Genomic DNA, 26,443 nt, shown 5'->3' on the forward strand with positions numbered 1-26,443 from the left:
TTTATATTTTACATTGTCGAAACACGTATTTATGAGACAAGATAAACAGCAACCAGATCAAAAGACCTAAAAAACACTGTTCCGATTATAATAAAAGTAATTTTCGAAGCGGCGGAGGAAGGAAAAATAGATTAGACCCGGGCTTGAATCTCGCCGAAATCGTAGGTTAAAACGTCCGGCTGGCTGTCAATGAATGATTGATGATGCCGGTGATCTTTTCAACGTGATGGTGCAAAAAGAAATGATTCCCCTCAAAGTAGTAGGCTGTAAAGTGTCCTGAAGTATGATGTTTCCAATCGGATACATCTTCCTTGCTCATAGCGTCTTCTTTTCCGTTGAGAACGGTAATGTCGCAATCTATTTTGCTGTTTCTTTCTTGATAGATATAGTTTTCTACCATTTTAAAGTCGCTTTTGAGAATGGGGATAAACAATTCAAATAGCTCTTCATGATTGATGAGCTCCTCAGGTGTTCCCCCGAGCTCGACAATTTTTTTCTTAAAAATAGGATTGGGCAAGGTATGCAGTTTTTCTTTCTTTCTGATCCTGTTTGGCGCTTTATAGCCCGAGAAAAAAATGTGAACCGGTTTTTCAGCTCCCGCCCCGCTCATTTGATAGTAAAGTTCATATGCCAAAAGGCTTCCCATGCTGTGCCCAAAAAGAGCGTAGTCGTCACCTTTTCGTTCAGCTTGAACCTGCTCAAAAATGTCTTGAACTGCTTCTTCAAGGCTTTCGTAACAAGGCTCGTTGAAACGCCGGCCCCTTCCCTTCAGCTGAATCGGACAAATCTCAATGTCGGGCTGCATATGGCCTTTCCAGGAATAAAATGCAGATTCGGATCCGCCGGCGTAAGGCAGGCAAAATAATTTCATTTCTATCATTCCCTTTCGTTGTAGATATTTTTTGGTGAATAAGCCGTTAATCGACAGATACGTCAGCCGTCCGATTCAGCGCTAAAAACTTCGGAAGGATAATCATGTAGAAAACGCCAACAGCAATCAGGCTTCCCCCGACTAGCCAATACAGGCTTTCAAGCGCGATCCATGCCGGGTAAAGCCACGCAATAAACAGAAGGGTCAGCGACTGTGAGAGCATCATAAGCGGATGAATCCACCCCTGCACCCTACCCATCATTTTCGGATTGACGATGTTTGGTATCCACCCTCCGATGGCAACGTTGATGCTTGGAAGCGAAACCGCGATAAAGCAGGAGCAGACCATATACAGCCACAAACTTTTAACCAGGGAGCCGGAAATCGTGGCACATCCGCAAACAATCAGCGCTAGGATCAAAAGTTGATAAAGCTTCAATTTTTGAGAAAGCAAGGATGCGGCGATGCTCCCCGCCAAAAACCCCGCACCGAAAACAATGCCGAGTACAATCGACATCTCTTCATAGTTTCCAGGTGCAAGCTTGTATTTTAATATAAACACCTGCATGACCGAGAGCCCCCCATTGACAACTCCGAAAAGGACGAATCCGGACACGAGGGCAAGCAGCAATTTATGGTTGAGAATATAAGTAAAACCAAGTGTGAAATCTTTCCATATACCAGCGATATTCAGCTGTCTAATGGAATGTTTTCCATTTGGCATGCGGACGGCATCGGAAATCCGGCAGGCTTGAATTAAAAGCCCGCTCAGTGCGAAGCTGGCTGCATCAACCATAACGGCTCCTTCAACTCCAAGCGTCCAATAACAAAATACGCCAAGCCCGTTTCCGAACAGCATAAATAAACTGGCTACCATTTGATTCAATCCGACGGCCAGCGAATATTCGTTTTCAGATAATATTCCTTGAATAAGAGAAGTTTGGGCAGGGGTGAAAAAACTTTTAACGGCATTTCTTAAAAAAAGAACGGCAAATGTAAACGGCATCCATTCAAGATAGAGAGACAGCAGTAATACAATCGATAGTCCCATACAGATCCAATCGCAGTTTTTGGCGATTTTCTGCCGGTCAAACTTATCCGCGAAAACACCGACGAGGAAAAATACAGCCAATGTAGGCAATGACAGCATCAGCTCGGTCATTGTGGCATATGCAGGCTGATTGGAAAAACGGTCTAGCAGGTAAAACAAGAGGGCAGTGAGTCCGATGATCCCTCCCATTTGTGAGGTAAAGGATGCGAAGAACAGCAGCGCATAATTTTTATTTTGAAAAATAGAAAACATTTTTTTCATAGGCGCCTCCTAATTTGTATTGAGACAGACGGCTCCATTTGTTATTCTAAAAAAATAACATCATTCTAATTTTCCGTCTCTTATCACGCTGATTTTCATTTTCAAAACTACACTTCTATCATTTAAAGTGTCACAGATTGAATTTCCCAATATAAAATCGCTGCTTCTCATAACGATTGCAGCCGTCTTTTTAACCCCCCGTTTCTTCTTTCAGATAGTATTCTCTAGCAAAGTGGAAGGGAAATCCTTGATCTCTACCCTTCAAATTTACAAAGAAGTAAATTTATGAAAAGTAATTCTAAGGTTATAGATTCGTCCTATTTCAACAATATCCTCTATCTTATATTCAATTTTTTAGAAAATGTCCTTTTTAAAATACAATTACTATATTTAAAAAATAAAAAAACGCTTCCGATATGGAAGCCGAAAGACTCATCATACTGGAAGCTGTTTAGATGTTCATTTTTTTATGAAATTGTTATCCAGCACTTCGATCACCGAAGAAGTCGTTTTTGAACGGTCTTTTGTTTGCTGCACCAGTTTGATGATGTCTTTGTATGCCTGCTGCGCTCCGAGCACCAGCAAAGGAACCCCGATCGGATCGATTTTCAGCCTTCTTGAAAATAAACCGCCGAATGTCATCGCAATGGGCACAGTCGGAGACGTGTTTGAAAAAACGACTTTTTCCTGCAGTTTTCCGTTTTTTTCAAACAGCTCAAAAACGCCCAGCATGGCTGGAATGACCGCTTTTGATGATCCTCTGCCGATCGTGTACACCTGGTGGCCTTCTTCATCAAGACCGTGAAAGATTAATTTTCCCATTTCCTTCGGACTTAATTGATTAAAACAGTCGGTGCTTAAAATTTCGTTTTTCGACGGTTTTCTGCTGAATGGGAGCTTTTTCAGATGATAAGCGGCGGCAAGTGCAGAAGAATGAGTGCCGCCGTAACAGTTGTATATATAGATCAACATACTCACCCTCTTAAATGTCTTTAGTTTTAATGTGACCCAAATATACAATCTTATTTATACCGCGTTTCCAGAACTTCTTTAACAGCTGAGACATACGTTTGGAACGTCTCATTTTTAGAACTTGCCCGCGTCCACAGGCCGAACTCCGAAAAAAAAGCCTCTCGTTGAGGCGTGCTGATTTCCAATTGAATGCTTTGACCTGTTTTGCATTGATTATTGATATTTTCGGGATTTCCCCCTGCAAGCCGGTGGCTTGGGCTGACCAGCTCCGCTGAAAAACCTTGGTTGTGCAGCGCTCTGACAATCGCTTTCGCCCCTCCGGTATCCGTTCCTCCTACAAGCGTATGTTCAACGATGTCATGATATCCATGAAAAGCCAGCGTATAGTTGTGCTCTTTGACCGCTTTGACGGCCTGCGGTTCATCAAAATGATTGCTTGTGATGTGAAGATCCCAGTTTTGCGAGGGTTTGATTCCTTCGAATAAGTAAGTGGAATAATCGGCGCTGAAGGCGCGGACAAGTTCACTGACACCTCCTTCGATTCCTCCGCCGTGCGGCGAAAGAATCAGCAGTTCGGTGCCCATGTCTGTATATTCGATTTGATAATCTTCTCCTTCTGTTTCATGTTCGGCAAGCTCGGCAAAATTGGCGTATTTGTCTGCAGATGAAGCGACGCTCTGCAGCGGAAATTGAAAGATGACCGTTAAGCAAATCCCCGTGACTAACCAGATGATGCAACGATTTTTCATCAATGGGTTCCATTCTTCCTGCACCGTTAAGAAACTCCTTTTATCGTGTATTTTGTTGCGAGTATCACGTGATATCATGTTTCGGCCGGGATGAGAGAATTTCAATAAATGGTAAAATATTACTCCTTTTCGTCACCCAGTTGCCATTTTATATAAGAAGAACAGCATAACGAAAGCGACCTTTACCTTATTTTTCATCAGCGGCCGGCACGTGTTCCCGGAAGCACGGAATCTTTCGGCATACAGTATTTTTATATCGATTGCCTCAGACGGGACAGGTGCCTTCAGATCAAGCAAAGCCTATAGAAGGAAGCACAGGTTCGGTGCAGCGGTTTGAAGAGGGACAAAGTCTCCCTGTCTTTATATGATATTTTGAGCCTCTCTGACAGGAGATCATCTAAAAAAATGCAAATAAAAAAGAAACGGACGATTCCGTTCCTTTCAGAGACGATCATTTTTTATAGAAAGCGCTCCGGCCTGCTCGTTCAACCAGGGCTGGGAAGAGCTGATAGAGTTTGCTGACGCCGTTCATCCAGCCTGGAAGATTAATTTCTCGCTTGTTCGTCATCATTGCCGAGACGACTTTCTTAGCAACCTGATCCGGATCAAGCATCCATCTCTCGACGCTTTTGACATAATCCCCTCTTTTATCGGCCGTCTTAAAAAAGTCGGTTTGAATCGGTCCAGGATTGACCGTTGTCACGTTGACCCTCGTTTCGGCAAGCTCCATTCTCAAGCTGTTTGAATACCCGAGCACAGCATGCTTTGTTGCCGCATAAAGGCTTGACTTGGGCGTCGCTAATTTGCCCGCTTGCGAGGCGATGTTGATAATATGGCCTTTGTCTTGCCTGATCATATGCGGGAGTGCCATTTTCGTGCAGGCGATCAGACCGAATACGTTGACCTCAAACATCGCTTTCATATCTTCAAGGGAAGCGTCAAGCGCGTTTTCGAAAATACCGAATCCCGCGTTGTTCACAAGAATATCAACCGGACCGGCCTCTTGGAATGCCGCTTTTATGTCATCCGTCCGGCTGACGTCCAATGCGATTATGCGGCATTTTGCACCGGTTTCATCGGCGATGTTTTGCTTCAAAGCCATGAGGCGGTCTTTTCTGCGCGCAGCCAGAATGACCTCGGCTCCTTCCTTGGCGGCATGGTATGCGATCCGTTCCCCAAGTCCTCCTGAAGCTCCTGTAATCATCACGTTTTGCTCTTTCAACTTTTGCTGCATGTTCGTCACCTACTTTGCGTAATAGTACTCGATTCCATCGGCCGTTTCTGCTCCGATCCTCCCTTGGGATTCCAAATCGTCAAGCTGCCCAATCGTTTCTGACATCGTTAAAAACAGCTCTTTTTCATAGACTGCAGGGAACAGTTTTTGACATATCTGATAAGGTGAATGCGGTTTTTCAGTAAGGATGCGGTACACCTCTTCGGCTCTGTTTCGCTGCTTTTCCAGCCTTTTGGCGACAAGCTCATTCACTTTTGTGATGTCCTCCCCGTGGCCGGGATAAATAATGTTAAGAGGAAGCTCCCGCAGCCTGCCGAGCGATTTCAAATAGTCCAGCAGCGGAGTCGGGCGCCTTTCTCCTTTTTGCGGCACTTCAAGAAGCGGATTTGAAGAAGACGGCTTTAACAGCAAGTCTCCTCCGAGCATGCTTCCAAGCTCCTCATGATAAAGGACAATATGTGAAGCGGCGTGTCCGGGCGTCTCAAGAACCCTCCACCCTTCAAGCCCGTCAATTTGCGCGCCTTCTGAAACGGTCTCTGTCAAAGTCCGATTACAGGAAAACCGGTACGACGCTTTTACCGTAAGCCCCGGCGGCTTCATATCGCCGGGAACGCCGAATCGCTGATACAGGTATGTAAAAAAGGCCTTTTGTTTTTCAATAAAATCGGGATTTTGGCTGATATACGGTTCATTGAACGGATGGCCGATGATGTTGACCCCTGCGGGGAATTCGTCCAGCAGTCCGGCGTGATCAGCGTGATGATGGGTCAGAACGACCTGGTCAATATCGTTTAATGACAGTCCCTGGCCGGCCAGCTCTTTCTTCAAAACGGCGGCCGCCTCCTTTGTGTTGGGCCCGGCATCGACCAGAGTCAGCGCCTCGCCTCTGACCAAATAAATGTTGACGTCTCCGACTGCAAACGGAGTCGGCAGTGAAATAGGAATGATTCTTGCGTCTTTCATCGTTTGATTCTCCTCATCCTGCGAATTGATGTTGATCATATTTTACCTTTTTCTCCCGCGCATGTCATTTTTGCTTCAAATGCCTGTTGACATTTCATCATTCCTCATAGCATAATGAACAACAAATATATGCAGGTAAATGATTGAAGACGCAATGAAGAGGAATAGTAAACAAGCAATGGTGAAAGAGAGTGAAATCCACGGCTGAAAGATTTCACAGCCCGCTTGCATGTTGAACCTGCCCTCAGAGCGCTTAGGCAAACCTAAACGTATCCCGCGTTACGGGGCAAGAGCTGAGCATGTATATGCTAATGAAGGTGGTACCGCGAAACCTTTTCGTCCTTTGTGAAGACGGAAAGGTTTTTTTGTTTTTTAGAAGGAGGAATTCATAATGAAACGAATGGGATTTATCGGAGCCGGTTCGATGGCTGAAGCGATGATTAAGGGGCTTGTCAAAAGCGGTGCGATGGAGCCGGAAGCGATATTCGTTACGAATCAGTCGAATACGGCCAGACTTCGTGAGTTAAGCGAGACATACGGGGTGTGCGGAGAAGCCGATACGGCAAAAGTCGCCGCCCGTTCGGATACACTCGTTTTGGCGATGAAGCCGAAGGACGCGGCGGCCGGAATGGCCGCACTCCGCCCCTATTTGCGAAAAGATCAGCTGCTGATTTCAGTCCTTGCAGGCATTCCGATTCGCACGATCCAGCACTACGCCGGGCTTGATCTGCCAGTTGTAAGGGCCATGCCGAATACATCGGCCGCCATTCAAAAATCAGCCACAGCCTTTGCGGCAAGCCCGCTCGTGACGAAAGAGCAGATGCGGGAAGCAGCTGACCTCTTTGCGACAGTCGGAAGCGTTGCAATCGTTGAGGAATCTGCCCTTGATGCGGTGACAGCAGTAGCCGGAAGCGGCCCCGCTTTTGTTTATCGATTTGTCGAAGCCCTGCAGGCGTCAGCTGCGGAATTGGGACTTCCTGAAGAAACGGCGAAACAGCTGATTATCGATATGATGTCAGGTGCGGCTCAAATGCTTGAAACCGGCAGGAACCCTTCTGTCATGAGAAAAGAGATTACAAGCGCCGGAGGGACAACAGAAGCGGGCCTTCGGGTGCTTGACGACCATCAATTCGAACAGATCGTCATATCCTGCGTCAAAGAAGCGGCGAATCGTTCTGCGGAAATCAGGGATATGTTTGCGGCCAAAATTTAAAAAAACCGGGAGACAGCGTATCGCTTGTTCCCGATTTTTCCCCAAGCGGCCCCGTCCGTATACTTAGAGAAGCTTGTGTATCGCCAGCCGAAGGATATCGGGCAGCTTTCCGAATGAAAACGGCACATGGAGGCGTTCCGTCCATTTATGAGGGTCTTTGCCGGCCGGCCCGATATTGATGACCGGCACAAACAGTGCGTTTTCTCGTCCTTTAGGCAATGAATAGCCGTGTTGAAACAGCGGCATATTGGATGTGAACGCATCGACAGACTGCTTTTGCAGCTGAAGGTAGCTTAAATCGGACAGGCCGGGAAAATATTGGACTTCTGTAAATTCAATACCGTACCTGTCGGCCGCATACTGTTTCACATCTTTCATCACCTTTCGGATCAAAGGATCGTCCTTTGAAGAAACAGCCGGATAAAACGGCGGACTGTAAAACAGAACGATCATCGGAGCATCTTCTTTGCAGAGCGAAGCCAATTCAGACACGATTTTCGTTGAAAAATCGCGGTCTCCAAGCTTCCCCCTGTTGGCAAATGCAAAGTTGAGTATGCGCTCCGCCTCGGACTTCCCGGCCTTTTCCTTTGCTTTGTTCCACAGCTCCTCAAACGTCAGCACGGAAACGATCGGATTCATTGGCGTGAATGCTTCAAATCGCTGATATTCGGCCGTTTTACGCTCAATATTTGTTTGAATATTGGCGGCCGCTTCCTTGGCTGTGTCAAGCAGCATGTGATGGAGCTCGGCGGCGGAACGCTCCATCATCAGCACATTAAAGAGCGACACCGCTGCGTGAGGAGTCTGAACCGAGTACGCTTCCTTCAAATCTTTTTGCATCAGATTGGCCGGGGGAGGCGTCACTTCTCCATCCGCTTCTTCGCAATAGTCAACGTTTAATTCGAGCAGCCTGTTGATTTCGGACACCATTAAATTCGCATTCACCCCTGCAAACGGCTCGCCGACATGCGTCTCAATCCCTTTGCAGAAAAATCCGGCAAGCGCTTTGCCGATGCTGCCTGAATAGACGTATTGCTTCTGATCTCCCGGATGCTTTTCAAACATCGGCTCACAATTTAAGCATGATGTATAATGAAGGCCAAATTCCTCTTCTAAAGCTTTCAGTGCGGGTACAGCTTCAAGCATCCCCTGTGAGTTGACTTCTTCGTCCGGAACCGTAATTAATAGAAGGTTTCCGTCAAATTCTCCGTTCATCGCCCGTTCCAGCATCGAAAATTGAACAGCAAGACCCGCTTTCATGTCCATGCTTCCCCTTCCAAACAGCCACTCGCCGCTTTCCAAGTCACTTCTGACCCGTTCAGGCAAAAGTTCTTTTTTATCATTTAATACATCCATGAGTTCCGGGACTTTGCATGCCATATGTTTGAATTCGCCGTAGTCTGCCGTATCGACCACGTCAAAATGGCTCAAGAGGAGCACCGTATTTGATTTCTCTTCCTTTTTGACGAGGGCGGTTAGAAAATAACGCCCGTCTTCCATCGGGTGAAGCTTTAAATATTCAGGATTCTTTTGAAAGTACGAACGGTCTTTTAATAAATCATGCATATACTTCGCAAGCGCCACTTCTCCGGCCGTGTCTGAGATGCTTTCGTATTGAACTAGAGTAATGAGCAGCTGTTTCAGTTCTTCCACTGTCTGCCACTTCACAAAGCAAACCCCCTCTTTCGCTGTTTTCCGCAGGTGTATGCAAATATCGTATTTAGTAAAAAATAGAATGTGAACAACTTTATTGTACTGAACATTCTTACATATGGAAATGACTTGAGCAGTTTATATGACGTGAATGGGCAGAATTGGTATAATCGAGGCGAAAACTTACGGGAGGCGAAAAAATTTGAGTAATAGAAAACTGTTCACACCATGGAGTTTAAAAGGAGTTACACTAAAAAACCGGATTGTCATGTCGCCGATGTGCATGTATTCCTCCCATGAAAAGGATGGAAAAGTGCAGCCGTTCCACATGACCCACTACATCTCCCGCGCCGTCGGACAAGTCGGACTGATCATGGTAGAAGCTACCGCCGTCACCCCAGAGGGCAGAATCTCCGATCAGGATCTTGGTATATGGGATGACGCGCATATTGACGGACTTGCCGCATTAACGTCACAAATCAAGCCGTACGGCAGCAAAACGGCGATTCAGCTGGCACACGCCGGAAGAAAAGCCGAGGTCGAAGGTACAATCTACGGGCCTTCAGCTCTTCCTTTCGACGAAAATTCGCGAACACCTATTGAAATGACAAAAGAAGACATAAAAGAAACCGTTCAGGCTTTCAAAAAAGGAGCTGAACGCGCGAAAGCCGCCGGCTTTGACATCATTGAGATTCATGGGGCCCACGGATATTTGATCAACGAATTTTTATCACCGCTTTCCAACAAACGCGAGGATGAATATGGAGGATCACCGGAAAACCGCTACAGGCTGCTTCGCGAAGTCATCGACGCTGTAAAAGAAGTCTGGGACGGGCCATTGTTCGTACGCGTTTCAGCTTCAGACTACAAAACAAAAGGCCTTGATGTCGCCGATTATGTCGGTTTCGCCAAATGGATGAAAGAACAGGGCGTTGATTTGATCGATGTCAGCTCCGGTGCAGTCGTGCCTGCCGACATCAACGTCTTCCCGGGCTATCAAGTCGGCTTCGCCGATACAATTCGCGCCCAAGCCGAAATCCAGACAGGTGCAGTCGGGTTGATCACAAGCGGCCTTCAAGCTGAGGAAATCCTCCAAAATGGACGCGCAGATCTCATTTTCGTTGCGCGAGAGCTGCTGAGAGATCCATACTGGCCGAAAACCGCTGCCAAACAGCTGAACACAAAAATTGGAGGACCTGTTCAGTACGACAGAGCCTGGTAAGTTGCTGATATCCCGCCTCAAGGCGGGATATTTCTTTTTTTCAAACTCGTGAGAAACGAACATCCTTGTTCGTGCGTCTTTCCTAATAGAACACCATATACAGAGAGAGGATGACCTCTATGACCATAACGGAAAGAATATATACAGTTGAAGGATGCATGTTTTACACAAAGCAGAGAAAAGGAAAAAAGAACGCAACCATTATTTTTGAAGCGGACTACGGTTCTTCTTCAAAGACTTGGCAGCCCATTTTACCCGATATAGACGAAGATCTCGGCTTGTTTGCATACGACCGTGCAGGCCTTGGCAACAGCGGGCCGAGCAGCAGCAAAAGAACAGCGGATCAGATGGTGAAGGAACTAAAAGCGCTGCTTGCAGCAGCAGGCGTCAAACCACCATACCTGTTTGTTGCCCATTCGTTCGGCGCCGTCATTGCAAGGTTGTTTGCAAGCCGGTACAGCGATGAAGTCATCGGCATGGTGCTGCTTGATCCCGCTTGTGAAGATCAGGAGGAAACAGTGCTGCCTCTTCTTCCGGAAACATTAAAAGAAGACTACAGCAAACAGTTTTCGATCGAAGGGTCCCATGAGGACTTCCAACAAAGCCTGGACATTCTGAAGCAGGAAAAGAAACACCTCGGTTCGGTTCCTTTGCTCGTCCTTTCGGCTGGAAAAAGAACGGAGGCGGCGAAACAGGCTCATCACGAGTGGCTGAAGCTTCACAGCAGACTGCTGTCTCTTTCGCATCAAAGCGGCTGGATTCAAGCGAAAAACAGCTCGCATTTGATCCATCATGATGAGCCCCACATCGTCCAGCTTGCGATCTATGATGTGTGGTATGCCGCACAGCAGCAAACATACGCTTATCAAGCCGCCAATTAAACAAAAAAAACCAGCAGACATTCTGCTGGTTTTTTGTTATTTTGTTTCTCGGTGTATCGTGTGCCTTTTCAGACGCGGAGAATATTTTTTCAATTCCAGGCGATCCGGATTTGTACGTTTGTTTTTTGTCGTAATATAATTGCGGTCCCCTGTTTCAGTACACGCCAATGTAATTTTGACTCTCATGTTGTCCTCCTTATCAAAACGTAATGATTACGCTTTATTATACACCATTTTAAAACCGTGTCAACAAAAAAGCTTCCCGTCCCGCATTGCCGGAACAAAGAAGCTTCGAATGCCACTCAAGTTCTTTTGATCTCATGCTCATAAAAGTCAAAAGCTGCCACGGTATCAGGAAAGATCGCTTTCGCTTCATTGACCAGTTCAAGCACGTTTTCCCCCTGGTATCTTGCACTGATATGGGTTAAAATCAGTTCTTTTGCGCAGGCCTCCCGCGCTGTTTCCGCCGCTTGTTCTGAAGTGCTGTGATAATAGTCTCCGGCAAGCTCCCTGTCGCCTTTCGCAAATGTTGCTTCATGGATGAGGACATCGGCTTTTTCGGCAAGCTTCTTCACATTCTCGCATGGCCTCGTATCTCCGGAAAAAGCGACAATCCGCCCTTTTTTCGGCGGTCCGATAAAGTCTGCACCGCGAATCTTCCGGCCATCTTCCAATGTGACCGTCTCCCCGTTTTTCAGCTTTTGATAAACAGGGCCAGGCGAGACTCCGGTCTCTTTCAGCGCTTCGGCGTCAAGTGCGCCTGGAACATCTTTTTCCTGCACGCGGTATCCAAAAGCGGGGATGCCGTGAGATACGCTTCTCGCCGTCACGATAAACTGGTCATCTTCAAAGACTGTCCCTTCTTCAATCTCCTTAATCACAAGCGGATATGTGACATGCGTCCCCGATACGTCAAGCGCCGTTTCAAGAAACGTTTTGATTCCTTGCGGTCCGTACACGGTCAGCGGACCTTCTCCTCCCTGGAAAGAGCGGCTGCTGACAAGACCCGGAAGCCCGTATACATGATCGCCGTGAAGATGGGTAATAAAAATCTTTTCAATTTTTCTGGGCTTGATCGATGTATGTAAAATTTGATGCTGTGTGGCCTCCCCGCAGTCAAACAGCCAAACAGACCGCCTTTCTTCTAAAAGCTTCAATGCAACGGATGTGACATTCCTCGTTTTTGCGGGGATGCCTGCTCCCGTTCCTAAAAATAATAACTCCAATATCCTTTCCTCCTGCTAAAAACTTCATCTATCACAAGCATACAGGAAGTCTGAGAAAAAAGAAACGCCGGCTTCACGCCATGCTATGCAACTAAATACCCTGCCCGTTTTCAGTAAACTTTTCATACGATTCGATCTCAAATGTTTGCTTTAAGGGATTATTAGCTTTAAAATGAAGAAAATAAACTTAGCTTCGAATAAAGTGAGGTACGTTTAATTGAAAAAAGATCAAATGGAACCAAAAGCAGTTATCGTAATATTTGGCGCAACAGGGGATTTGGCAAAACGAAAACTATATCCTTCTATCCACAGGCTCTACGAAAACGGACAAATCGGGAATGAATTCGCGGTTGTCGGAGTCGGCAGACGCCCTTGGACAAATGAAGACTTTCGCAGTACCGTACAGCAATCGGTTTCGAAGTTTCCGTTAAACGAAAAGGATGTAGACGAGTTTACATCTCACTTCTACTATCATCCTTTTGATGTTACAAATTCCGGCTCATACCGGGAATTGAACGAACTTTTAGAGAAGCTGGAAAGTACATATGATATTCCGAATAACCGGATGTTTTACTTAGCGATGGCTCCTGAATTTTTCGGAACGATTGCAAAGTTCCTAAAATCAGAGGGTGTCACTTCAACAACAGGCTGGTCAAGGCTCGTGATCGAGAAGCCTTTCGGACATGATCTGCCGAGCGCAAAATCCTTGAATCAGGAAATTCGTGAAGCCTTTACAGAAGATCAAATCTATCGGATTGACCATTATCTAGGAAAGCAAATGGTGCAGAACATCGAAGTCATCCGCTTTGCCAACGCGATTTTTGAGCCGCTTTGGACAAACAGATACATCTCGAACATTCAAATCACGTCAAGTGAAGATTTGGGTGTGGAAGACAGAGCGAGATATTATGAAAAATCCGGTGCGCTTCGAGACATGGTTCAAAACCACATTCTTCAAATGGTGGCGCTGCTTGCGATGGAACCGCCGATCAAGCTGAACACGGAAGAGATCCGCAGCGAAAAAGTGAAGGTGCTCAGAGCCCTTCGTCCGATTCGAAAAGACGAAGTCGATCAGTTTTTTGTGCGCGGCCAGTATGACGCGGGTGTCGTTGACGAAAAACAGGTTCCAGCTTATCGCGATGAGCAAAATGTAGCAAAAGAGTCGAATACGGAAACGTTCGTTGCCGGCAAACTGCTGATCGACAACTTCAGATGGGCCGGTGTGCCGTTCTACATCCGGACAGGGAAACGGATGCAGAAAAAATCAACCCAGATTGTCGTCCAATTTAAAGACATTCCGATGAATCTTTATTACGGAAACGGCAACACGATGCATCCTAACCTGCTGGTGATCCATATTCAACCGGATGAAGGCATCACCCTTCATTTAAACGCAAGGAAGCTTGGAGGCGGCACTTTTGCCCAGCCGATCAAGCTCGACTACTGCCATAACTGCGGGGACGGCATCAACACGCCTGAAGCTTATGAAAAGCTGATTTTGGACTGTTTGCACGGAGACGCGACAAACTTTGCCCACTGGGATGAAGTTGCGCTTTCCTGGAGTTTTGTTGATGCGATTTCTCAAAACTGGGAGGAAAACAAAACCCTTTCCCCTAACTATGAGGCGGGCTCTATGGGACCGAAAGCTTCTGATGACCTGCTCGCAAAAGACGGCTTTCATTGGTGGCCGCTTTAATAAAAAACAGCCTTCACATTGAAGGCTGTTTTTTTATTTATGCTTTTAAGGCCTGCATTTCTTCTGGATGGCTTTTGTCCCGCTTCCACATCAGCTGAAGAACGAACAACAGAAGGAATATGCCGAGACCGATTATGTCGGAATAGCCCTCCGGATAAATCAGCAGAAGACCGCTGGCAGCCGCCATTATTCTTTCAAACCAGAACACTTTTCTCATCCAGAATCCAATCATGCCCGCACCGATGGCAATCATTCCGGACAATGCGGTAAAGATCACCCAGAGAATTTCATACCAATGTGCGTCAATCATGAGAAGCTCCGGAGACAGGACGAATACATACGGGATGATAAAAGCGGCAATCGCAAGCTTTGCTGAATTGATCCCCGTTCTGATCGGCTCTCCTCCCGCAACACCGGCGGCGGCAAATGCGGCCAAAGCAACGGGCGGTGTAATGTCAGCTACGATGCCGAAATAAAACACGAACAAGTGGGCCGACAGATCAGGAACATTCAGCAAAATCAAGGCTGGTGCGGCAATCGTTGACGTAATTACATAGTTTGCCGTCGTCGGCGATCCCATTCCGAGAACAAGAGCGGCGATCATTGTCAAAAAGAGCGAAGGCAGCAATGCGCCTCCTGCCAAATCGAGCAGGCCGTTTGCAAGTTTGAGGCCGAGACCCGTCTTTGTGACGACTCCGACGATGATGCCGGCAGCTGCCGTTGCCGCCGCAACGGAAAGCGCCATTCTCGCTCCTTCCGCGAGAGCCAGCACAATCCCTTTAAGACCCATTCGCGTTTCCCTGTTGAACAAACCGACCAGGATCGCCAGAACGATCGAATACAAAGCGGCATGCATGACTGTAATGCCCGACATTAACAAAAAGACGACCGAAACGATCGGAAGCAGCAAATAAATCTTTTTGAATACTTCCTTGCGGTTCGGCATTTCTTCTTTCGTTAAACCGCGCAAGCCGAGGCGCTTCGCTTCAAAGTGAGTCATAATCCAGATGCCCGTAAAGTACAAAACAGCCGGAATTATCGCGGCTTTCGCGATATCCCAGTACGTAATACCTCCGCCGATGAACTCAACCATTAAAAAGGCGGCGGCTCCCATGATCGGAGGCATCAGCTGTCCGCCTGTAGATGCGGAAGCTTCGACTGCACCGGCAAATTCTTTTTTATAGCCCAGTTTTTTCATCATCGGAATCGTAAACGATCCGGAAGTGACGACATTGGCGACAGAGCTTCCGCTGATCGTTCCCTGAAGCGCGCTTGAAAAAATCGCGACTTTTGCCGGTCCGCCAGTGCTTCGTCCGGCGATCGCCACAGCAAGGTCATTAAAATACTGCCCCACACCGGTTCTGACAAGAAATGAACCGAACAGGATGAACAGGAAGATGAATGTCGAAGACACAGCGAGCGGCGTGCCCAAAATTCCTTCCGTCGTAAAATACATCGTCTGAACGAGCCTTTCCAGCGTCAGGCCGTTGTGAGACAAAAAGCCCGGTAGATACGAGCCGTAAAGGCCGTACAAAAGAAACAGGCCGGCGATGATCGTAATCGGCAACCCGACAGCACGTCTTGTCGCTTCCAATACGAGCAGGACTGCCAACAGTCCGACATAAAAGTCCGTTTCCGTGATCAATCCGATCCCGCCTACAATCGTTTCATAATTGGCAACCCAATAAGCGCCGACGCCCGCTCCTAATACGGCTAAGATTGCGTCATACCAGGCGACTTTGAATTTGCCGGTCTTACGTAAACCTTTTGTCGCCGGAAACAATAAAAAAATCAGACCGAGCGCAAATCCTAAATGAACCGACCTTTGAATTTGAGCCGGAAAAACGCCAAAAATGGCTGTGTATAATTGAAACAAAGAAAAAGCGAGCAGGCCGACAAATGCAATGACCCCCGTCAACCCTTTGAGCTTTCTCGTCCCCGCTTCAGGATCGTATTTCTCCAGCAGTTCCTGCTGATCTTTTTCCGAAAGCTGCTCAGTCATTGATCTTCACTCCCCTCAGTTGTTGCAAGACATTTAGTTTTCGGACATTCATCCTTGTCCATGTGCCGGGGCGGATGTACCGCTTTAACTCATGTTCAGCGCCTGAATACTTGATCCTGTGATTCGCCCTCACCCTTCCGATCCGCATGTCAATGAACGGAAAGGTCCTCTTCATATCCGAAATGGTATAGACACCGTTATTGATGACGAGCCTTTCACCTTGCTCCGCGTTTGCCGGCATCCCGACGGCCGGATCATGATAGGTCAGAGCGGTCTGCCGAATCATTCCTTTTTCCCACACATACGATTCGATCACTTCTGTCCGATGGATGGAATGCGTATAGATCACATCAAAGCTTTTCTTCTTTTGGAGGGGAAGAAAAGCGATGATCTCGCCGCTGTCCTCTTTCTCGAACACGACAGCGGTCTGATAAGGAATCAGGCATGCCGCTGCAAAAGCGGCAATAATCAGCGCCGGCACAAGCCGTTTTACAATTTTAAATTTCCCCATTTTTCCAAATCCCCTGCCGAATAGAAAAACGATAGACCGATGTTTCATTGCAACGGTCTATCGATTGTCCGGGCTTGTTCATCGCTTATCTGCCTGCGGCTTTACGATTTTTCTATCCCTTTTTCTTTGAAATATTTAGCCGCTCCAGGATGAATTTCAATATCGCCCAATCCTTCAAGCGCGGTTTCAGGCTTGATAAATTCGCCTTTGGCATGATTGATTTTATCGGCTTCAAACAGCGCTTTCGTCATTTTATAGACGGTGTCCTCATCCATCTTGTCGGATGCGACGAGCATCGCTTTGACAGCGACCGTGTTCATATCGCTCCCGATGCCGTAGGTGCCTTTTTTGATCGTATCCTCAGCATAGAACGGATACTTTTCCATCAGCTTTTCCTGCTTATCTTTTTCAATATTTAAAATTTTTATTTTATTTTGCGCAGAAAGCCCTTCGACAGCCCCGGTAGGCGTTCCAGCCGTGATGAAGGCGGCATCGATCGCGCCTGACTGAATGCCGTCGGTCGACTCTTCAAAAGACAGGTTTTGCGGTTTGATGTCGTCAAAAGACATCCCGTGAACCTCCAAAATCTGCTTGGCATTAATGTTGACCCCTGCACCCGCAGCACCCACGGAAACCGTTTTGCCTTTTAAATCTTCAATCGAATTGATTCCGCTTTTTTCCGTTGTTACAATCTGTACAGTTTCAGGATACAGGGCGGCAATCGCCTTGATTCCTTCAATTTTTTCTTTAAACATTTCTTTGCCTTCTATGGCATAAGTGGCAATGTCCGTCTGAGAAAAAGCGACCTCAGCTTCCCCTTTTTGCAGAGTTGCCATGTTTTCAGCAGAAGCACCTGTAGTCTGCGTCGTAAATTTGTCTCCTGTTGCATCCTCCCAAAGGTTTGCAAATTGACCGCCGAGCGGATAATATGTACCGCCGGTTCCCCCTGTCAGCAGACTGTAGCTTTCTGATCCTTTTGACGCAGATCCGCCGTCCTTATTTCCTGATGCATTGCCGCTTCCGCACGCTGCCAATCCCATGACAAGCGTCAGCAGCAATACAATCCATGATAAGCTTTTCCACTTTTTCATTCATTCTCCCCCTTTGCTTGTTGGACAAATAACAATCCTATCGTACCACGAAAAATGTATTAGTTGTCAATATATTGTTTTATTTCTAATTATTTAGTTAATTTTATGAGCAGCTGGTTCTGAATATGCGCACGGCCTCGGAAATTCCCGTCCGCTAAAGCGATGGTAGCCCACGATCCCCTCGGAGGACAAGCGTGCTGGAAGATTGCATGACAAAACAAAAAACCCGCGGTTATGCAGGTTTTTCATTTCCGAACATGGACGCTGGAAAACACAAACTTGTCGTAGCGATGCCTTGCAAAAGAATATTCAAACGGTTCTCCCGTATTTAAAAAAGCGACCTGTTCAACTTCAAGAACCGGATCGTCAGGGGCGCATTCCAAGTACTCTCGGTCGAGCGCATTCGACTTATCCGCCCTGATCTTCCGGTGCGAGCCGGCGATTGTCAGTTTCAGCGTCTCGGTGATGTGCCGGTAAACGGAGCCGTGAAGAACGTCTTCATTTAATTCAGAGATGACATTCGAAGGCATATACGTTTCTTCAATGACATACGGTTCGCCTTCAACCTTTCTGAGCCTGATGATATGATACACCGGAACGGTCTTTTCGATTGACAATTGCTTAGCCACTTCATCTGAAGGGAATTCGACATCAAATTGAATGATGCGGCTTTCGATTTGTTTATTGGCGAGAAGCTTGGTCAGCCCGAGGTTTTCGCGGTCTGTCACACTGACGGGAAGCTGCTGAATCGATGATTTTACTATGAAGGTGCCGTGTCCGCGCTTGCGGTACAGCATGCCTTCTGACACGAGAATATCGAGGGCTCTTTTCATCGTCATTCTGCTGCAGGAAAATTCTTTGGCGAGAGAAAGCTCATCAGGTATGGGCTGATCAATCGGATAGTATTCTTCCTGAATCCGCCTCCTCATTTCGTTTGAAATATATTCGTATTTTCTCATGTTTTAACCACCATTACTAAGGATTCTGTATGCTTGTAACACCTTCCTTATCATTATATCGGTTTTGAAGCGGAAATAAAAAGATGGCCCAACAGACCATCTTTTAGCCCGAGTCCTTTTTAAAAACCGTTGTTCTCGGCAAGTTTCTTAAACCAGTATCCGCTTTTTTTAATCGTTCGTTCGCCGTTTTTGTCAAGGTTGACAGATACAAATCCGTAGCGGTTTTTATAGGCGTTCGTCCATGACCAGTTGTCCATGAATGTCCAAAGGTGATAACCTTTGACATTCGCTCCTTCCTGAATTGCTCTGTGCACCCATTTTAAGTGTTCTTCGATAAACGCAATTCGGTAGTCATCGCGGATTATGCCGTCTTCGCCGCGGAAACGCTCTTCTCCTTCAACACCCATTCCGTTCTCAGAAATAAAGCATTCAATATTTCCATAGTTTTCTTTGACATTCATTAAAATATCATAGATTCCTTTTTCGTATATTTCCCAGCCGCGGTGGCGGTTCATTTTTCGTCCGGGCATTTCATAATGGTCAAAAAAACGCTCCGGCATAAAAGGCGCGTCCGGATGAGGCATGTGCTCCTTCGCTTTCACCCGTCTCGGCTGATAATAATTGATGCCGAGCAGATCGACAGTGTGATTTTTGATCAGCTCCAAGTCTCCTTCTTCCATGACAGGCAAATAGCCTTTTTCTTTTAAAATATCTGTTAAAAGCTGCGGAAACTCACCCTTAACGGCAGGATCAAGAAACGACCGGTTAAAGAAAGCGTCAGCTATTTCAGAAGCTCTCACATCTGCCGGGTGCTGGCTTCGCGGATAGGATGGCGTTAAATTTAAAATGATGCCGATTTTGCCGTCGCCTCCGAGTCTGCGGTAGGCTTCGACCGCTTTGGCGTTTGAAAGAATTTCATGGTATGCGACCTGGACGGCCTTTTGAAAGTCGATGATGTTCGGATAATGAAAATCGTATAAATAGCCGCCTTCAGCAGGAACGATCGGTTCATTGTGGGTAAACCATTTTTTCACACGATCCCCGTACAGCCGGAAGCACGTTTCCGCGTATGAAACAAAGTGATCGACGACTTGCCTGTTTTCCCATCCGCCGATATGCTGGAGCGCAAGCGGCATATCAAAATGATAAAGGTTGACAAAAGGCTCGATCCCAGCCGCCAGCAGCTCATCGATGACTTGGTTATAAAAGGCAGCTCCTTCCTCGTTCAACCGCCCTTTTCCTTCAGGAAACAGACGGGCCCACGAAATGGAGAAACGAAAAGAGTTGTGGCCGAGCTCCTTCATCAGCTGAATATCTTCTCTGTAAGTCTCGTAAAAACGCGAAGTCTTCTCAGGGCCTACTCCGTCAAAAAATCGGTTCGGCTCTTTTTCGTACCAGTGATCCCAAATGTTCTTTCCTTTGCCTCCTTCAGCCGCCGCTCCTTCAGTCTGAGTCGCGGATGCCGCCGACCCCCACCAGAAACCTTTTGGAAAACGGTATTGAATTTGTTCTAGCTGCAGTTCTGTTTTTGACATGTCATCAATCTCCTTTTAAAGTCCTAGCGTTGTCTGATCTTGTTCCGCTGCATTGATTTCCTGCTCTTTTTTCATATTCATCCGGTCGATGAATTTCAAAAACGGGAACCAGATCATAAAGACAACGGCTAAATTCACAATCTGTAGAATGCCACCGGCAAGCGAATTGGTCGCCATCATTCCGCTGATAAAAATCGGCACAGTCCAAGGAATCGTGACCCCGGTCGGCGGCGGCACAAGCCCGGACGCCATTGCGAAATACGTAATTAAAGTGACGATCATCGGCGAGATCACCCACGGAATAAAAATGAGCGGGTTCATGACGATCGGCAGGCCGAAAATGATCGGTTCATTTACGTTGAAAATCCCCGGCGCTGCTCCGAGTTTTGCGACCTGCTTCATTTGCTTGCTCTTCATAAACAGCAGGATGGCAATAATCACGGCCAGTGTCATCCCGGTTCCGCCCATTCCGACGGTGTACACTTCCATAAACTGCTTATTGATAATATGCGGAACTTCCCCTGTTGCGGTATAGCTATTCAAATTTTCGATCGAAAGCGTATTCCAGATCGGATCCATAACAGAGTTGATGATAATTTGCCCGTGGAGTCCGAAAAACCAGAGAAGCTGAGTAAAAAATATAGCAATCAAGGTCGGAATGATACCGCTTCCAAGGCCGACAAGCGGAGCCTGTACCAGATTGTAAATTAAATCGTGCATATTCGTATTGAACGCTTGGGTCACAAGGATATTGATGACCAAGTAGACGGACAAGGTCATCACCGCCGGAATCAGCGCGGCAAAAGATTTAGCTACAGCAGGTGGAACGCCGGCGGGCATTTTGATCGTATAGTTTTTCTGGACAAAAAATCTGAAAATCTCCGCGGATGTAAAGGCGGTAATCATTCCGAGGAACATCCCTTTCGCACCGAGCCTGTCAATCGGGATGACGTTCGGAATCACCTCCCCTCCTTCGCCGTTTAATACAAACGGAGTCAGCAGAAGGAACGATGCCAAAGCGACGACTCCTCCAAAAACCGCTTCGACTTCATAAGTTTTGGATAAATAATACCCGATCCCGAACACGACGAAAACGGACATAATGCTGATCGTTGCGCTCGGCGCTATGCTTAAAGCCGACTGGAACGTTTCAAGCGCCGATTTGCTCATCATTTTATTGAGAAACGGCAAATTGGTTAAAACGACAATGATCGATCCGAAAATGGTGAGCGGAAAAGCCAGCATAAACGCATCCCTCAGCACGCCTAAATACCGGTTGTTATTCAGCTTCCCGGCAATCGGCACCAAGAGGTTGCTCAATTTTTCAAACATGGTCTCTTATCCCCCTTCGATTTTGCCATACAGTGCGAATCATAGATTTTTCTCTTTGAATAATTCCAATAATTCGGACACAAGTTCCTTCATCGTGAGCGTCGACATCAAATGGTCCTCCGCGTGCAAGAGCAGCAAAGAGAACTCACTTTTTTCCCCGCCCGCTTCTTTTTGAATCATTTGAAAGTGAATATCATGGGCCTGCTGCAAATCGGCTTCAGCCTGGTGCAGCAGCTCCTCTGCTTTCTGAACGCTGCCGGCGCGGTATGCCCTGATGGACTGAATGACTTTGCTGCGGGCGTTTCCGCTATGAAGAATGAGCTGAAAGCAAATTTGTTCGCCTGTTAATTTTTCGAGTTTTAATTTTCCCATCATCATCAATCTCCGATCAAGCTGAGCGCCTGTTCATAAGCTTTCTTTCCGTCTGCCATTCCGTAAGCCATCATATCAATCACATCAACCTTAGTACCGTACTGTTCTGCTTCTTTCTGCAGCTCGCCTTTTAAAAAGCTCATTTGCGGGCCGATGAGAACGACGTTTGCCTCTGCCATCTCTTTTTTTGCCTGGTCCTGTCCGACCGCCCAAATTTTTGCCTCGTCACCGATTGAATGCGCGTATTCCTCCATCTTGGTGACAAGGAGACTTGTCGACATACCCGAACTGCATGCAAGTAAAATCTTTTTCATCGTCATATCCTCCTTTATTAAAAGCGCTTTCACACAACTATTATTATATCTTTTTATTTTTATATGTCTAGACATATAAAAATAAATGTATGTATTTATTTTGAATAATAAAAACCCCCTCTTCTTTCAAGAGGGGGGCCAAACAAATTATCGGGCATATTTTTTGAACAGCTGAACTGCTTCCTTCGGCACGTAGAAGGATCCATTGCTTTCAACAATCACGCTGTCTAATTCATATTCCTTTCCGTTGATTCTGATGAGGTTTTTGTTCACCGGCATTTCGGCTTTCCCTTTTTTGCGCGATGCGACAAGAACTGGATTAGCCGGATCTTTCTGATCGATCGTTACGCTGGCTCCGGCTTTTTTAAATGCCTGTTTTGCTTCGATAAATAATTCGTTTGTTAATTTGTCTAAGTTGAAGCCCATTGCTTTTGCCATCGTTTTAGCGATGCCGGTGTTATCGACGAGCCCCTGCGGCTTTTCGGGACCGTACGAATACAGGAAGACATCTTCACCTGTATGACCGCCTGTTGTGAATCCGATGTTGGCTCGGTTGCTGAGCAGCTTGGTGAATAATGAAGCCGCTTCTTTTTTGTTTTTCACGCTTTTCAGCTGTTCCTTCTCTGCCGGCGTTAAATCATCAAGTCCGTAAAGCTTTGCCGCTTCTTCGATATTCGATAAATCGTCTTTTAATTTGCCGGTTGCGCCTTCCACCGTCATTTTAGCCTTTTTCAGCGGATCGATATAGGCTGATACCGGCGTTGTGTCATAGCCTTTCGTCGTGTTGCTGTTGCCGATGGAGATGCCGCTGTTGCCGTGGTCTGAGACGGCAATAACCATTGTATGTTTGTCTTTTTTAGCGAATTCAAGCGCTTCTTTCACCGCGTTATCAAATGCCAATACATCGCTGATCATGCCGATCGGATCGTTTTGATGCGCTGCCCAGTCAGGCTTGCTTCCTTCCACGAATAAAAAGAAACCGTCCTTGTCTTTAGAAAGCGTCTGAATCGATTTTTTCGTCATCTCCGCAATCGTCGGCTGCTCTGGATGCGTTGCACGGCGGTCCATGTCATACGCGAGATCGCGCTGTGAGAATGCGCCCCAAATTTTTTTCGATTTTGACTTGAGGAGCTGATCTTTCGTTTCAACAAAATCGTACTTTTTATCTTTGAGCACTTTGACAAGGTCTTCACCGTCTTTGCGGCTTTTATCCTTTGTCCCCGGCTGAAGCGATTCTTTTCCTCCGCCAAGGACAACGTCCATGTTTTGATAAACCTGCTGTTCACCGAGCACTTCAAAGTTATTGCGGTCCTTATGATGGCCGGAATAGCCGGCAGGCGTGGCATGCTGAATTTCAGAGGTTGCAATAATGCCAGTTGCTTTTCCCTTCTGTTTGGCGCCTTCGAGCACGTTTGCCACAGGCCGGTATTGATCTTTTTTACCGACCTTCTCGACACCTGGTGTATTCACCTTTGAAGGCAGCACTCCAATATAGGAAGAATTTGATTTTCGTCCCGTTGCCATCGCAGTTGCTGCAGGTGCAGAATCAGTGATCGCCGATTCTGCCGAATGCGTCCGGACACCGCCGCTGACAATCTGGTCCATCGCGAGCGGTTCGTCTTTATACCAGCGTGCCAATGTTGTTGCAGAAGAGCTTGTTCCATCCATGACCATCATGATCACGTTTTTGACCTTTGGTTGTTCCTTCTTTTTCGCTGTTTCCATTGCTGCACTGCCTGTTCCCGCTGATCCTAAAGCGACTGCGCCTGCCAGTGTAATGCCGACGATTCTGTTGCGTAAGAAACCCATTCTTATGTACTCCCTCCATAACCGCTTTTTGTTGACAAACCTACACTATCATTGCTATGTAAACAGCACTTTTGCTTTCTATTAATCTTATGTAAATTTTTTTGGGCTTATGATGAAAAGAAGGCACCCCGCCTTCTTTTCATCCTTTTCCAGCTTGGAATCCCGGGTATTTCGTCATTCCGCCGTCCACATACAGCGTCAGGCCCGTCACATAGCTCGCTTCTTCGGATGCAAGCCAGGCCGCGCAAGCCGCGACTTCCTCCGGCTTTCCGATATACCCGATCGGAATCAATTCAACAACGCCTTTTTTCAATTCGGGATCAGCGAATTTTTCGGCGTTAATCGGCGTATCGATCGCACCGGGTCCGATCGCATTTACCCGAATTCCTTTCGGGGCATATTCAAGGGCAAGGGTTTCCGTCAGCAGTTTTGCCCCGCCCTTGCTTGCCGCATAATGGACAAAATGCGGCCACGGGATTTGCTGATGGACGCTCGACATATTAATGACCGAGCCTTTAATATTATGATCGAGCATATAGCCGATCGCTTCCCGGCATCCTAAGAACATCCCTGTCAAATTAGTTGATATGACGCGGTTCCAGTCTTCCAGAGACAAATCCTCAGAAGGTACTTCATTTTCCACCCCAGCGTTGTTCACCATCACATCAACGGAACCGAATGAATCAACAGCCTGTCTAATCAGCGCTTTTACATTGTCTTCTTTTGAGACATCTCCTTGAACGGCAATCGCGCGCGCTCCACTGTTTTCTATTTTCTTCACCGTCTCTTCAGGATTTTCTTCTTCCTTGAAGTAATTGATCACTACATTGGCTTTTTCAGAACCGAAGCGAAGTGCCATCGCTTTTCCAAGACCTGTACCCGCCCCTGTAATAACCACCGTTTTTCCCTCTAAACTCGGATACATGGGTTAATTCCTCCTTATTGAAACTCTCTTTTGAGTAGGTTTCCACAGAAGCGCTTAAACATGCATCCTTCCGAAATCAAAAAACCGCAAGCTTTTCAGCTTGCGGTTTTACATCTTATTTCATCCACTCAGTGTGGAAAATGCCTTCTTTATCTGTACGCTCATACGTATGTGCGCCAAAGTAGTCGCGCTGCGCCTGAATCAGGTTGGCCGGCAATGTCGCAGTGCGATAGCTGTCAAAATAAGCGAGAGCGCTTGAGAAGCAAGGTACAGGAATTCCTTGTTCAACCGCAAGAGAAATCGTTTTGCGGAGAGCGCCCTGATAGCCTTCAACGATATTTTTGAAGTAAGGATCAAGAAGCAGGTTGTCAAGCCCCGGATCGCGGTCATACGCTTCTTTGATTTTTTGCAGGAACGCCGCGCGGATGATGCATCCTCCGCGGAAGATCATCGCGATATCGCCGTATTTCAAATCCCAGCCGTATTCTTCTGATGCGGCTTTCATTTGAGCGAAGCCCTGTGCGTAAGAACAGATTTTGCTCATGAAGAGTGCTTTTCTGACCGCTTCGATCAGCTCTTCTTTGTTCTCGGCGGCCGGTTTCGCTTCAGGACCTGTCAGAAGCTTGCTTGCTTTGACGCGCTCTTCTTTCATGGAAGAAATGAAGCGGGCGAAAACGGATTCCGTAATGATCGGAAGCGGCACGCCCAGGTCAAGAGCGCTTTGGCTCGTCCATTTTCCTGTGCCTTTTTGACCTGCTTTATCGAGGATGACGTCAACGAGCGGCTTGCCAGTTTCCTCGTCTTTTTTCGTGAAAATATCAGCCGTGATTTCAATCAGATAGCTGTCAAGCTCTCCTTTATTCCACTCGGAGAAGACTTCGTGAAGCTCATCTGAAGACAGACCGACAATGTGTTTCAAAATAAAGTATGATTCTGAGATCAGCTGCATGTCTCCGTATTCGATGCCGTTATGAACCATTTTTACATAATGGCCGGCGCCGTCTGGACCGATGTATGTCGTACACGGTTCGCCGTCTACTTTTGCAGAAATGGCTTCAAGAATCGGCTTGACAAGCTCATGGGCTTCTTTTTGTCCGCCTGGCATGATAGAAGGACCTTTCAGAGCGCCTTCCTCACCGCCGGAAACACCGGTGCCGATGAAGTGAATGCCGCTTTCGGCCAGCTCTCTGTTTCTTCTCTGCGTATCTTTATAATATGTATTTCCGCCGTCAATCAAAATGTCGCCTTTTTCAAGATGAGGCAGGAGCGATTGAATCGTTGCGTCTGTCGGTGTTCCAGCTTTGACCATCAACAGAATTTTGCGCGGTTTTTCAAGAGATTGAACGAACTCTTCAATGCTGTATGTACCGACAACGTTTTTGCCTTCGGCTTCTTTCAGAAACTCTTCCGTTTTCTCGCTTGATCTGTTGTAAACAGAAACCGTAAACCCGCGGCTTTCAATGTTTAGAGCCAAGTTTTTTCCCATTACTGCTAAACCAACTACACCTATTTGTTGTTTTGCCATGTCTAACGTCCCTTCTAAAGCGTTTAGCATTTTAGTTTAATTTTTATTTAAATTGAAATTACCACACTTTGACCTA

Annotated in this window: 24 protein-coding genes and 1 other annotated feature; of the genes, 4 read left to right on the forward strand and 20 right to left on the reverse strand. The window is 46.7% G+C overall.

What is annotated here, in order from left to right; translation table 11 throughout:
• Positions 1 to 166: 166 nt before the first annotated feature.
• The 6 genes from M1D67_RS13310 to M1D67_RS13335 form a co-directional block, all read right to left on the reverse strand.
• Complete coding sequence (locus tag M1D67_RS13310; RefSeq protein ID WP_025811196.1) at positions 167 to 871, reverse strand: thioesterase II family protein; 705 nt, start codon at positions 869 to 871, stop codon at positions 167 to 169.
• A gap of 46 nt (positions 872 to 917) precedes the next feature.
• Entirely contained in the window at positions 918 to 2,183 is a 1,266-nt protein-coding gene (locus tag M1D67_RS13315) for an MFS transporter (protein ID WP_105980396.1), read from the reverse strand.
• A 459-nt stretch (positions 2,184 to 2,642) separates the two neighbouring features.
• Positions 2,643 to 3,152 (reverse strand): DUF3189 family protein, encoded by a 510-nt coding sequence (locus M1D67_RS13320; protein ID WP_023855132.1) that lies wholly within the window; start codon positions 3,150 to 3,152, stop codon positions 2,643 to 2,645.
• A gap of 53 nt (positions 3,153 to 3,205) precedes the next feature.
• Entirely contained in the window at positions 3,206 to 3,928 is a 723-nt protein-coding gene (locus tag M1D67_RS13325) for a poly-gamma-glutamate hydrolase family protein (RefSeq protein WP_026579336.1), read from the reverse strand.
• Positions 3,929 to 4,355: 427 nt separating this feature from the next.
• Entirely contained in the window at positions 4,356 to 5,138 is a 783-nt protein-coding gene (locus tag M1D67_RS13330; protein ID WP_025811193.1) for an SDR family NAD(P)-dependent oxidoreductase, read from the reverse strand.
• Between the two features lie 9 nt (positions 5,139 to 5,147).
• Positions 5,148 to 6,101, reverse strand: coding sequence for an MBL fold metallo-hydrolase (locus M1D67_RS13335; RefSeq protein ID WP_023855135.1), 954 nt, complete (start codon positions 6,099 to 6,101; stop codon positions 5,148 to 5,150).
• Between the two features lie 145 nt (positions 6,102 to 6,246).
• Positions 6,247 to 6,448 (forward strand) — a binding site (T-box leader).
• 44 nt (positions 6,449 to 6,492) lie between these two features.
• Here M1D67_RS13335 and proC point away from each other — a divergent pair.
• Entirely contained in the window at positions 6,493 to 7,314 is an 822-nt protein-coding gene (proC, locus tag M1D67_RS13340) for a pyrroline-5-carboxylate reductase (protein WP_025811192.1), read from the forward strand.
• Positions 7,315 to 7,377: 63 nt separating this feature from the next.
• Here proC and M1D67_RS13345 read toward each other — a convergent pair whose 3' ends face one another.
• Positions 7,378 to 8,982 (reverse strand): M20/M25/M40 family metallo-hydrolase, encoded by a 1,605-nt coding sequence (locus M1D67_RS13345; protein ID WP_245117945.1) that lies wholly within the window; start codon positions 8,980 to 8,982, stop codon positions 7,378 to 7,380.
• A gap of 136 nt (positions 8,983 to 9,118) precedes the next feature.
• On the opposite strand from M1D67_RS13345, the gene namA reads away from it, so the two are divergent.
• Together namA and M1D67_RS13355 are read left to right on the forward strand one after the other, a co-directional pair.
• Positions 9,119 to 10,189 carry an NADPH dehydrogenase NamA gene (namA, locus tag M1D67_RS13350; protein WP_479831336.1) on the forward strand — a complete coding sequence of 357 codons (1,071 nt, stop codon included), beginning with the start codon at positions 9,119 to 9,121 and terminating at the stop codon, positions 10,187 to 10,189.
• Between the two features lie 119 nt (positions 10,190 to 10,308).
• Positions 10,309 to 11,070: an alpha/beta fold hydrolase gene (locus M1D67_RS13355; RefSeq protein WP_033155092.1), complete on the forward strand. Its 762-nt coding sequence runs from the start codon at positions 10,309 to 10,311 to the stop codon at positions 11,068 to 11,070.
• Between the two features lie 36 nt (positions 11,071 to 11,106).
• On the opposite strand, the gene rpmG is transcribed toward M1D67_RS13355, so the two are convergent.
• Positions 11,107 to 11,256: a 50S ribosomal protein L33 gene (rpmG, locus tag M1D67_RS13360; RefSeq protein ID WP_003183271.1), complete on the reverse strand. Its 150-nt coding sequence runs from the start codon at positions 11,254 to 11,256 to the stop codon at positions 11,107 to 11,109.
• A gap of 116 nt (positions 11,257 to 11,372) precedes the next feature.
• Entirely contained in the window at positions 11,373 to 12,296 is a 924-nt protein-coding gene (gene rnz, locus M1D67_RS13365) for a ribonuclease Z (RefSeq protein WP_020452090.1), read from the reverse strand.
• A gap of 232 nt (positions 12,297 to 12,528) precedes the next feature.
• On the opposite strand from rnz, the gene zwf reads away from it, so the two are divergent.
• The gene (gene zwf / locus M1D67_RS13370; RefSeq protein ID WP_031304722.1) at positions 12,529 to 13,992 is read left to right on the forward strand and encodes a glucose-6-phosphate dehydrogenase; all 1,464 of its coding nucleotides are present in this window, start codon (positions 12,529 to 12,531) and stop codon (positions 13,990 to 13,992) included.
• A 37-nt stretch (positions 13,993 to 14,029) separates the two neighbouring features.
• Here zwf and M1D67_RS13375 read toward each other — a convergent pair whose 3' ends face one another.
• The 11 genes from M1D67_RS13375 to gndA all read right to left on the reverse strand — a co-directional run bounded on the left by M1D67_RS13375 (position 14,030) and on the right by gndA (position 26,367).
• Positions 14,030 to 15,994, reverse strand: a complete 1,965-nt coding sequence (locus M1D67_RS13375; protein WP_479831337.1) for a TRAP transporter permease — start codon at positions 15,992 to 15,994, stop codon at positions 14,030 to 14,032.
• A complete protein-coding gene (locus M1D67_RS13380; RefSeq protein WP_479831338.1) occupies positions 15,987 to 16,505 on the reverse strand; it encodes a DUF1850 domain-containing protein in 519 nt (172 codons plus the stop codon). The genes M1D67_RS13375 and M1D67_RS13380 overlap by 8 nt, the downstream gene beginning before the upstream one ends.
• Before the next feature lie 101 nt (positions 16,506 to 16,606).
• Positions 16,607 to 17,596, reverse strand: coding sequence for a TAXI family TRAP transporter solute-binding subunit (locus M1D67_RS13385; RefSeq protein WP_023855143.1), 990 nt, complete (start codon positions 17,594 to 17,596; stop codon positions 16,607 to 16,609).
• A 245-nt stretch (positions 17,597 to 17,841) separates the two neighbouring features.
• Entirely contained in the window at positions 17,842 to 18,555 is a 714-nt protein-coding gene (locus M1D67_RS13390; RefSeq protein ID WP_020452095.1) for a GntR family transcriptional regulator, read from the reverse strand.
• A gap of 119 nt (positions 18,556 to 18,674) precedes the next feature.
• The gene (locus tag M1D67_RS13395) at positions 18,675 to 20,090 is read right to left on the reverse strand and encodes a glycoside hydrolase family 1 protein (protein ID WP_023855144.1); all 1,416 of its coding nucleotides are present in this window, start codon (positions 20,088 to 20,090) and stop codon (positions 18,675 to 18,677) included.
• A 15-nt stretch (positions 20,091 to 20,105) separates the two neighbouring features.
• Positions 20,106 to 21,422: a PTS cellobiose transporter subunit IIC gene (gene celB / locus M1D67_RS13400; protein ID WP_035338357.1), complete on the reverse strand. Its 1,317-nt coding sequence runs from the start codon at positions 21,420 to 21,422 to the stop codon at positions 20,106 to 20,108.
• 39 nt (positions 21,423 to 21,461) lie between these two features.
• The gene (locus M1D67_RS13405; protein WP_145930192.1) at positions 21,462 to 21,794 is read right to left on the reverse strand and encodes a PTS sugar transporter subunit IIA; all 333 of its coding nucleotides are present in this window, start codon (positions 21,792 to 21,794) and stop codon (positions 21,462 to 21,464) included.
• A 5-nt stretch (positions 21,795 to 21,799) separates the two neighbouring features.
• Entirely contained in the window at positions 21,800 to 22,108 is a 309-nt protein-coding gene (locus tag M1D67_RS13410; protein WP_020452099.1) for a PTS sugar transporter subunit IIB, read from the reverse strand.
• A gap of 147 nt (positions 22,109 to 22,255) precedes the next feature.
• Entirely contained in the window at positions 22,256 to 23,917 is a 1,662-nt protein-coding gene (locus M1D67_RS13415; protein ID WP_479831339.1) for an alkaline phosphatase, read from the reverse strand.
• A 139-nt stretch (positions 23,918 to 24,056) separates the two neighbouring features.
• Positions 24,057 to 24,842, reverse strand: coding sequence for a glucose 1-dehydrogenase (locus tag M1D67_RS13420; protein ID WP_020452101.1), 786 nt, complete (start codon positions 24,840 to 24,842; stop codon positions 24,057 to 24,059).
• 115 nt (positions 24,843 to 24,957) lie between these two features.
• Positions 24,958 to 26,367, reverse strand: a complete 1,410-nt coding sequence (gndA, locus tag M1D67_RS13425) for an NADP-dependent phosphogluconate dehydrogenase (RefSeq protein ID WP_020452102.1) — start codon at positions 26,365 to 26,367, stop codon at positions 24,958 to 24,960.
• Positions 26,368 to 26,443 lie beyond the last annotated feature (76 nt).

This window comes from Bacillus sp. PK6-025, assembly GCF_056530265.1.

Bases quoted from the DNA above. Each gene is read 5' to 3' on its own strand.
- zwf (WP_031304722.1), top strand. From the start codon at position 12,529: ATGGAACCAAAAGCAGTTATCGTAATATTTGGCGCAACAGGGGATTTG.
- celB (WP_035338357.1), bottom strand. From the start codon at position 21,422: ATGTTTGAAAAATTGAGCAACCTCTTGGTGCCGATTGCCGGGAAGCTG.
- M1D67_RS13380 (WP_479831338.1), bottom strand. From the start codon at position 16,505: ATGGGGAAATTTAAAATTGTAAAACGGCTTGTGCCGGCGCTGATTATT.
- M1D67_RS13330 (WP_025811193.1), bottom strand. From the start codon at position 5,138: ATGCAGCAAAAGTTGAAAGAGCAAAACGTGATGATTACAGGAGCTTCA.
- M1D67_RS13310 (WP_025811196.1), bottom strand. From the start codon at position 871: ATGAAATTATTTTGCCTGCCTTACGCCGGCGGATCCGAATCTGCATTT.
- M1D67_RS13335 (WP_023855135.1), bottom strand. From the start codon at position 6,101: ATGAAAGACGCAAGAATCATTCCTATTTCACTGCCGACTCCGTTTGCA.
- M1D67_RS13420 (WP_020452101.1), bottom strand. From the start codon at position 24,842: ATGTATCCGAGTTTAGAGGGAAAAACGGTGGTTATTACAGGGGCGGGT.
- M1D67_RS13395 (WP_023855144.1), bottom strand. From the start codon at position 20,090: ATGTCAAAAACAGAACTGCAGCTAGAACAAATTCAATACCGTTTTCCA.
- rpmG (WP_003183271.1), bottom strand. From the start codon at position 11,256: ATGAGAGTCAAAATTACATTGGCGTGTACTGAAACAGGGGACCGCAAT.
- namA (WP_479831336.1), top strand. From the start codon at position 9,119: ATGGGCAGAATTGGTATAATCGAGGCGAAAACTTACGGGAGGCGAAAA.
- M1D67_RS13405 (WP_145930192.1), bottom strand. From the start codon at position 21,794: ATGGGAAAATTAAAACTCGAAAAATTAACAGGCGAACAAATTTGCTTT.
- gndA (WP_020452102.1), bottom strand. From the start codon at position 26,367: ATGGCAAAACAACAAATAGGTGTAGTTGGTTTAGCAGTAATGGGAAAA.
- M1D67_RS13355 (WP_033155092.1), top strand. From the start codon at position 10,309: ATGACCATAACGGAAAGAATATATACAGTTGAAGGATGCATGTTTTAC.
- M1D67_RS13375 (WP_479831337.1), bottom strand. From the start codon at position 15,994: ATGACTGAGCAGCTTTCGGAAAAAGATCAGCAGGAACTGCTGGAGAAA.
- M1D67_RS13390 (WP_020452095.1), bottom strand. From the start codon at position 18,555: ATGAGAAAATACGAATATATTTCAAACGAAATGAGGAGGCGGATTCAG.
- M1D67_RS13415 (WP_479831339.1), bottom strand. From the start codon at position 23,917: ATGGGTTTCTTACGCAACAGAATCGTCGGCATTACACTGGCAGGCGCA.
- M1D67_RS13385 (WP_023855143.1), bottom strand. From the start codon at position 17,596: ATGAAAAAGTGGAAAAGCTTATCATGGATTGTATTGCTGCTGACGCTT.
- M1D67_RS13315 (WP_105980396.1), bottom strand. From the start codon at position 2,183: ATGAAAAAAATGTTTTCTATTTTTCAAAATAAAAATTATGCGCTGCTG.
- M1D67_RS13410 (WP_020452099.1), bottom strand. From the start codon at position 22,108: ATGAAAAAGATTTTACTTGCATGCAGTTCGGGTATGTCGACAAGTCTC.
- proC (WP_025811192.1), top strand. From the start codon at position 6,493: ATGAAACGAATGGGATTTATCGGAGCCGGTTCGATGGCTGAAGCGATG.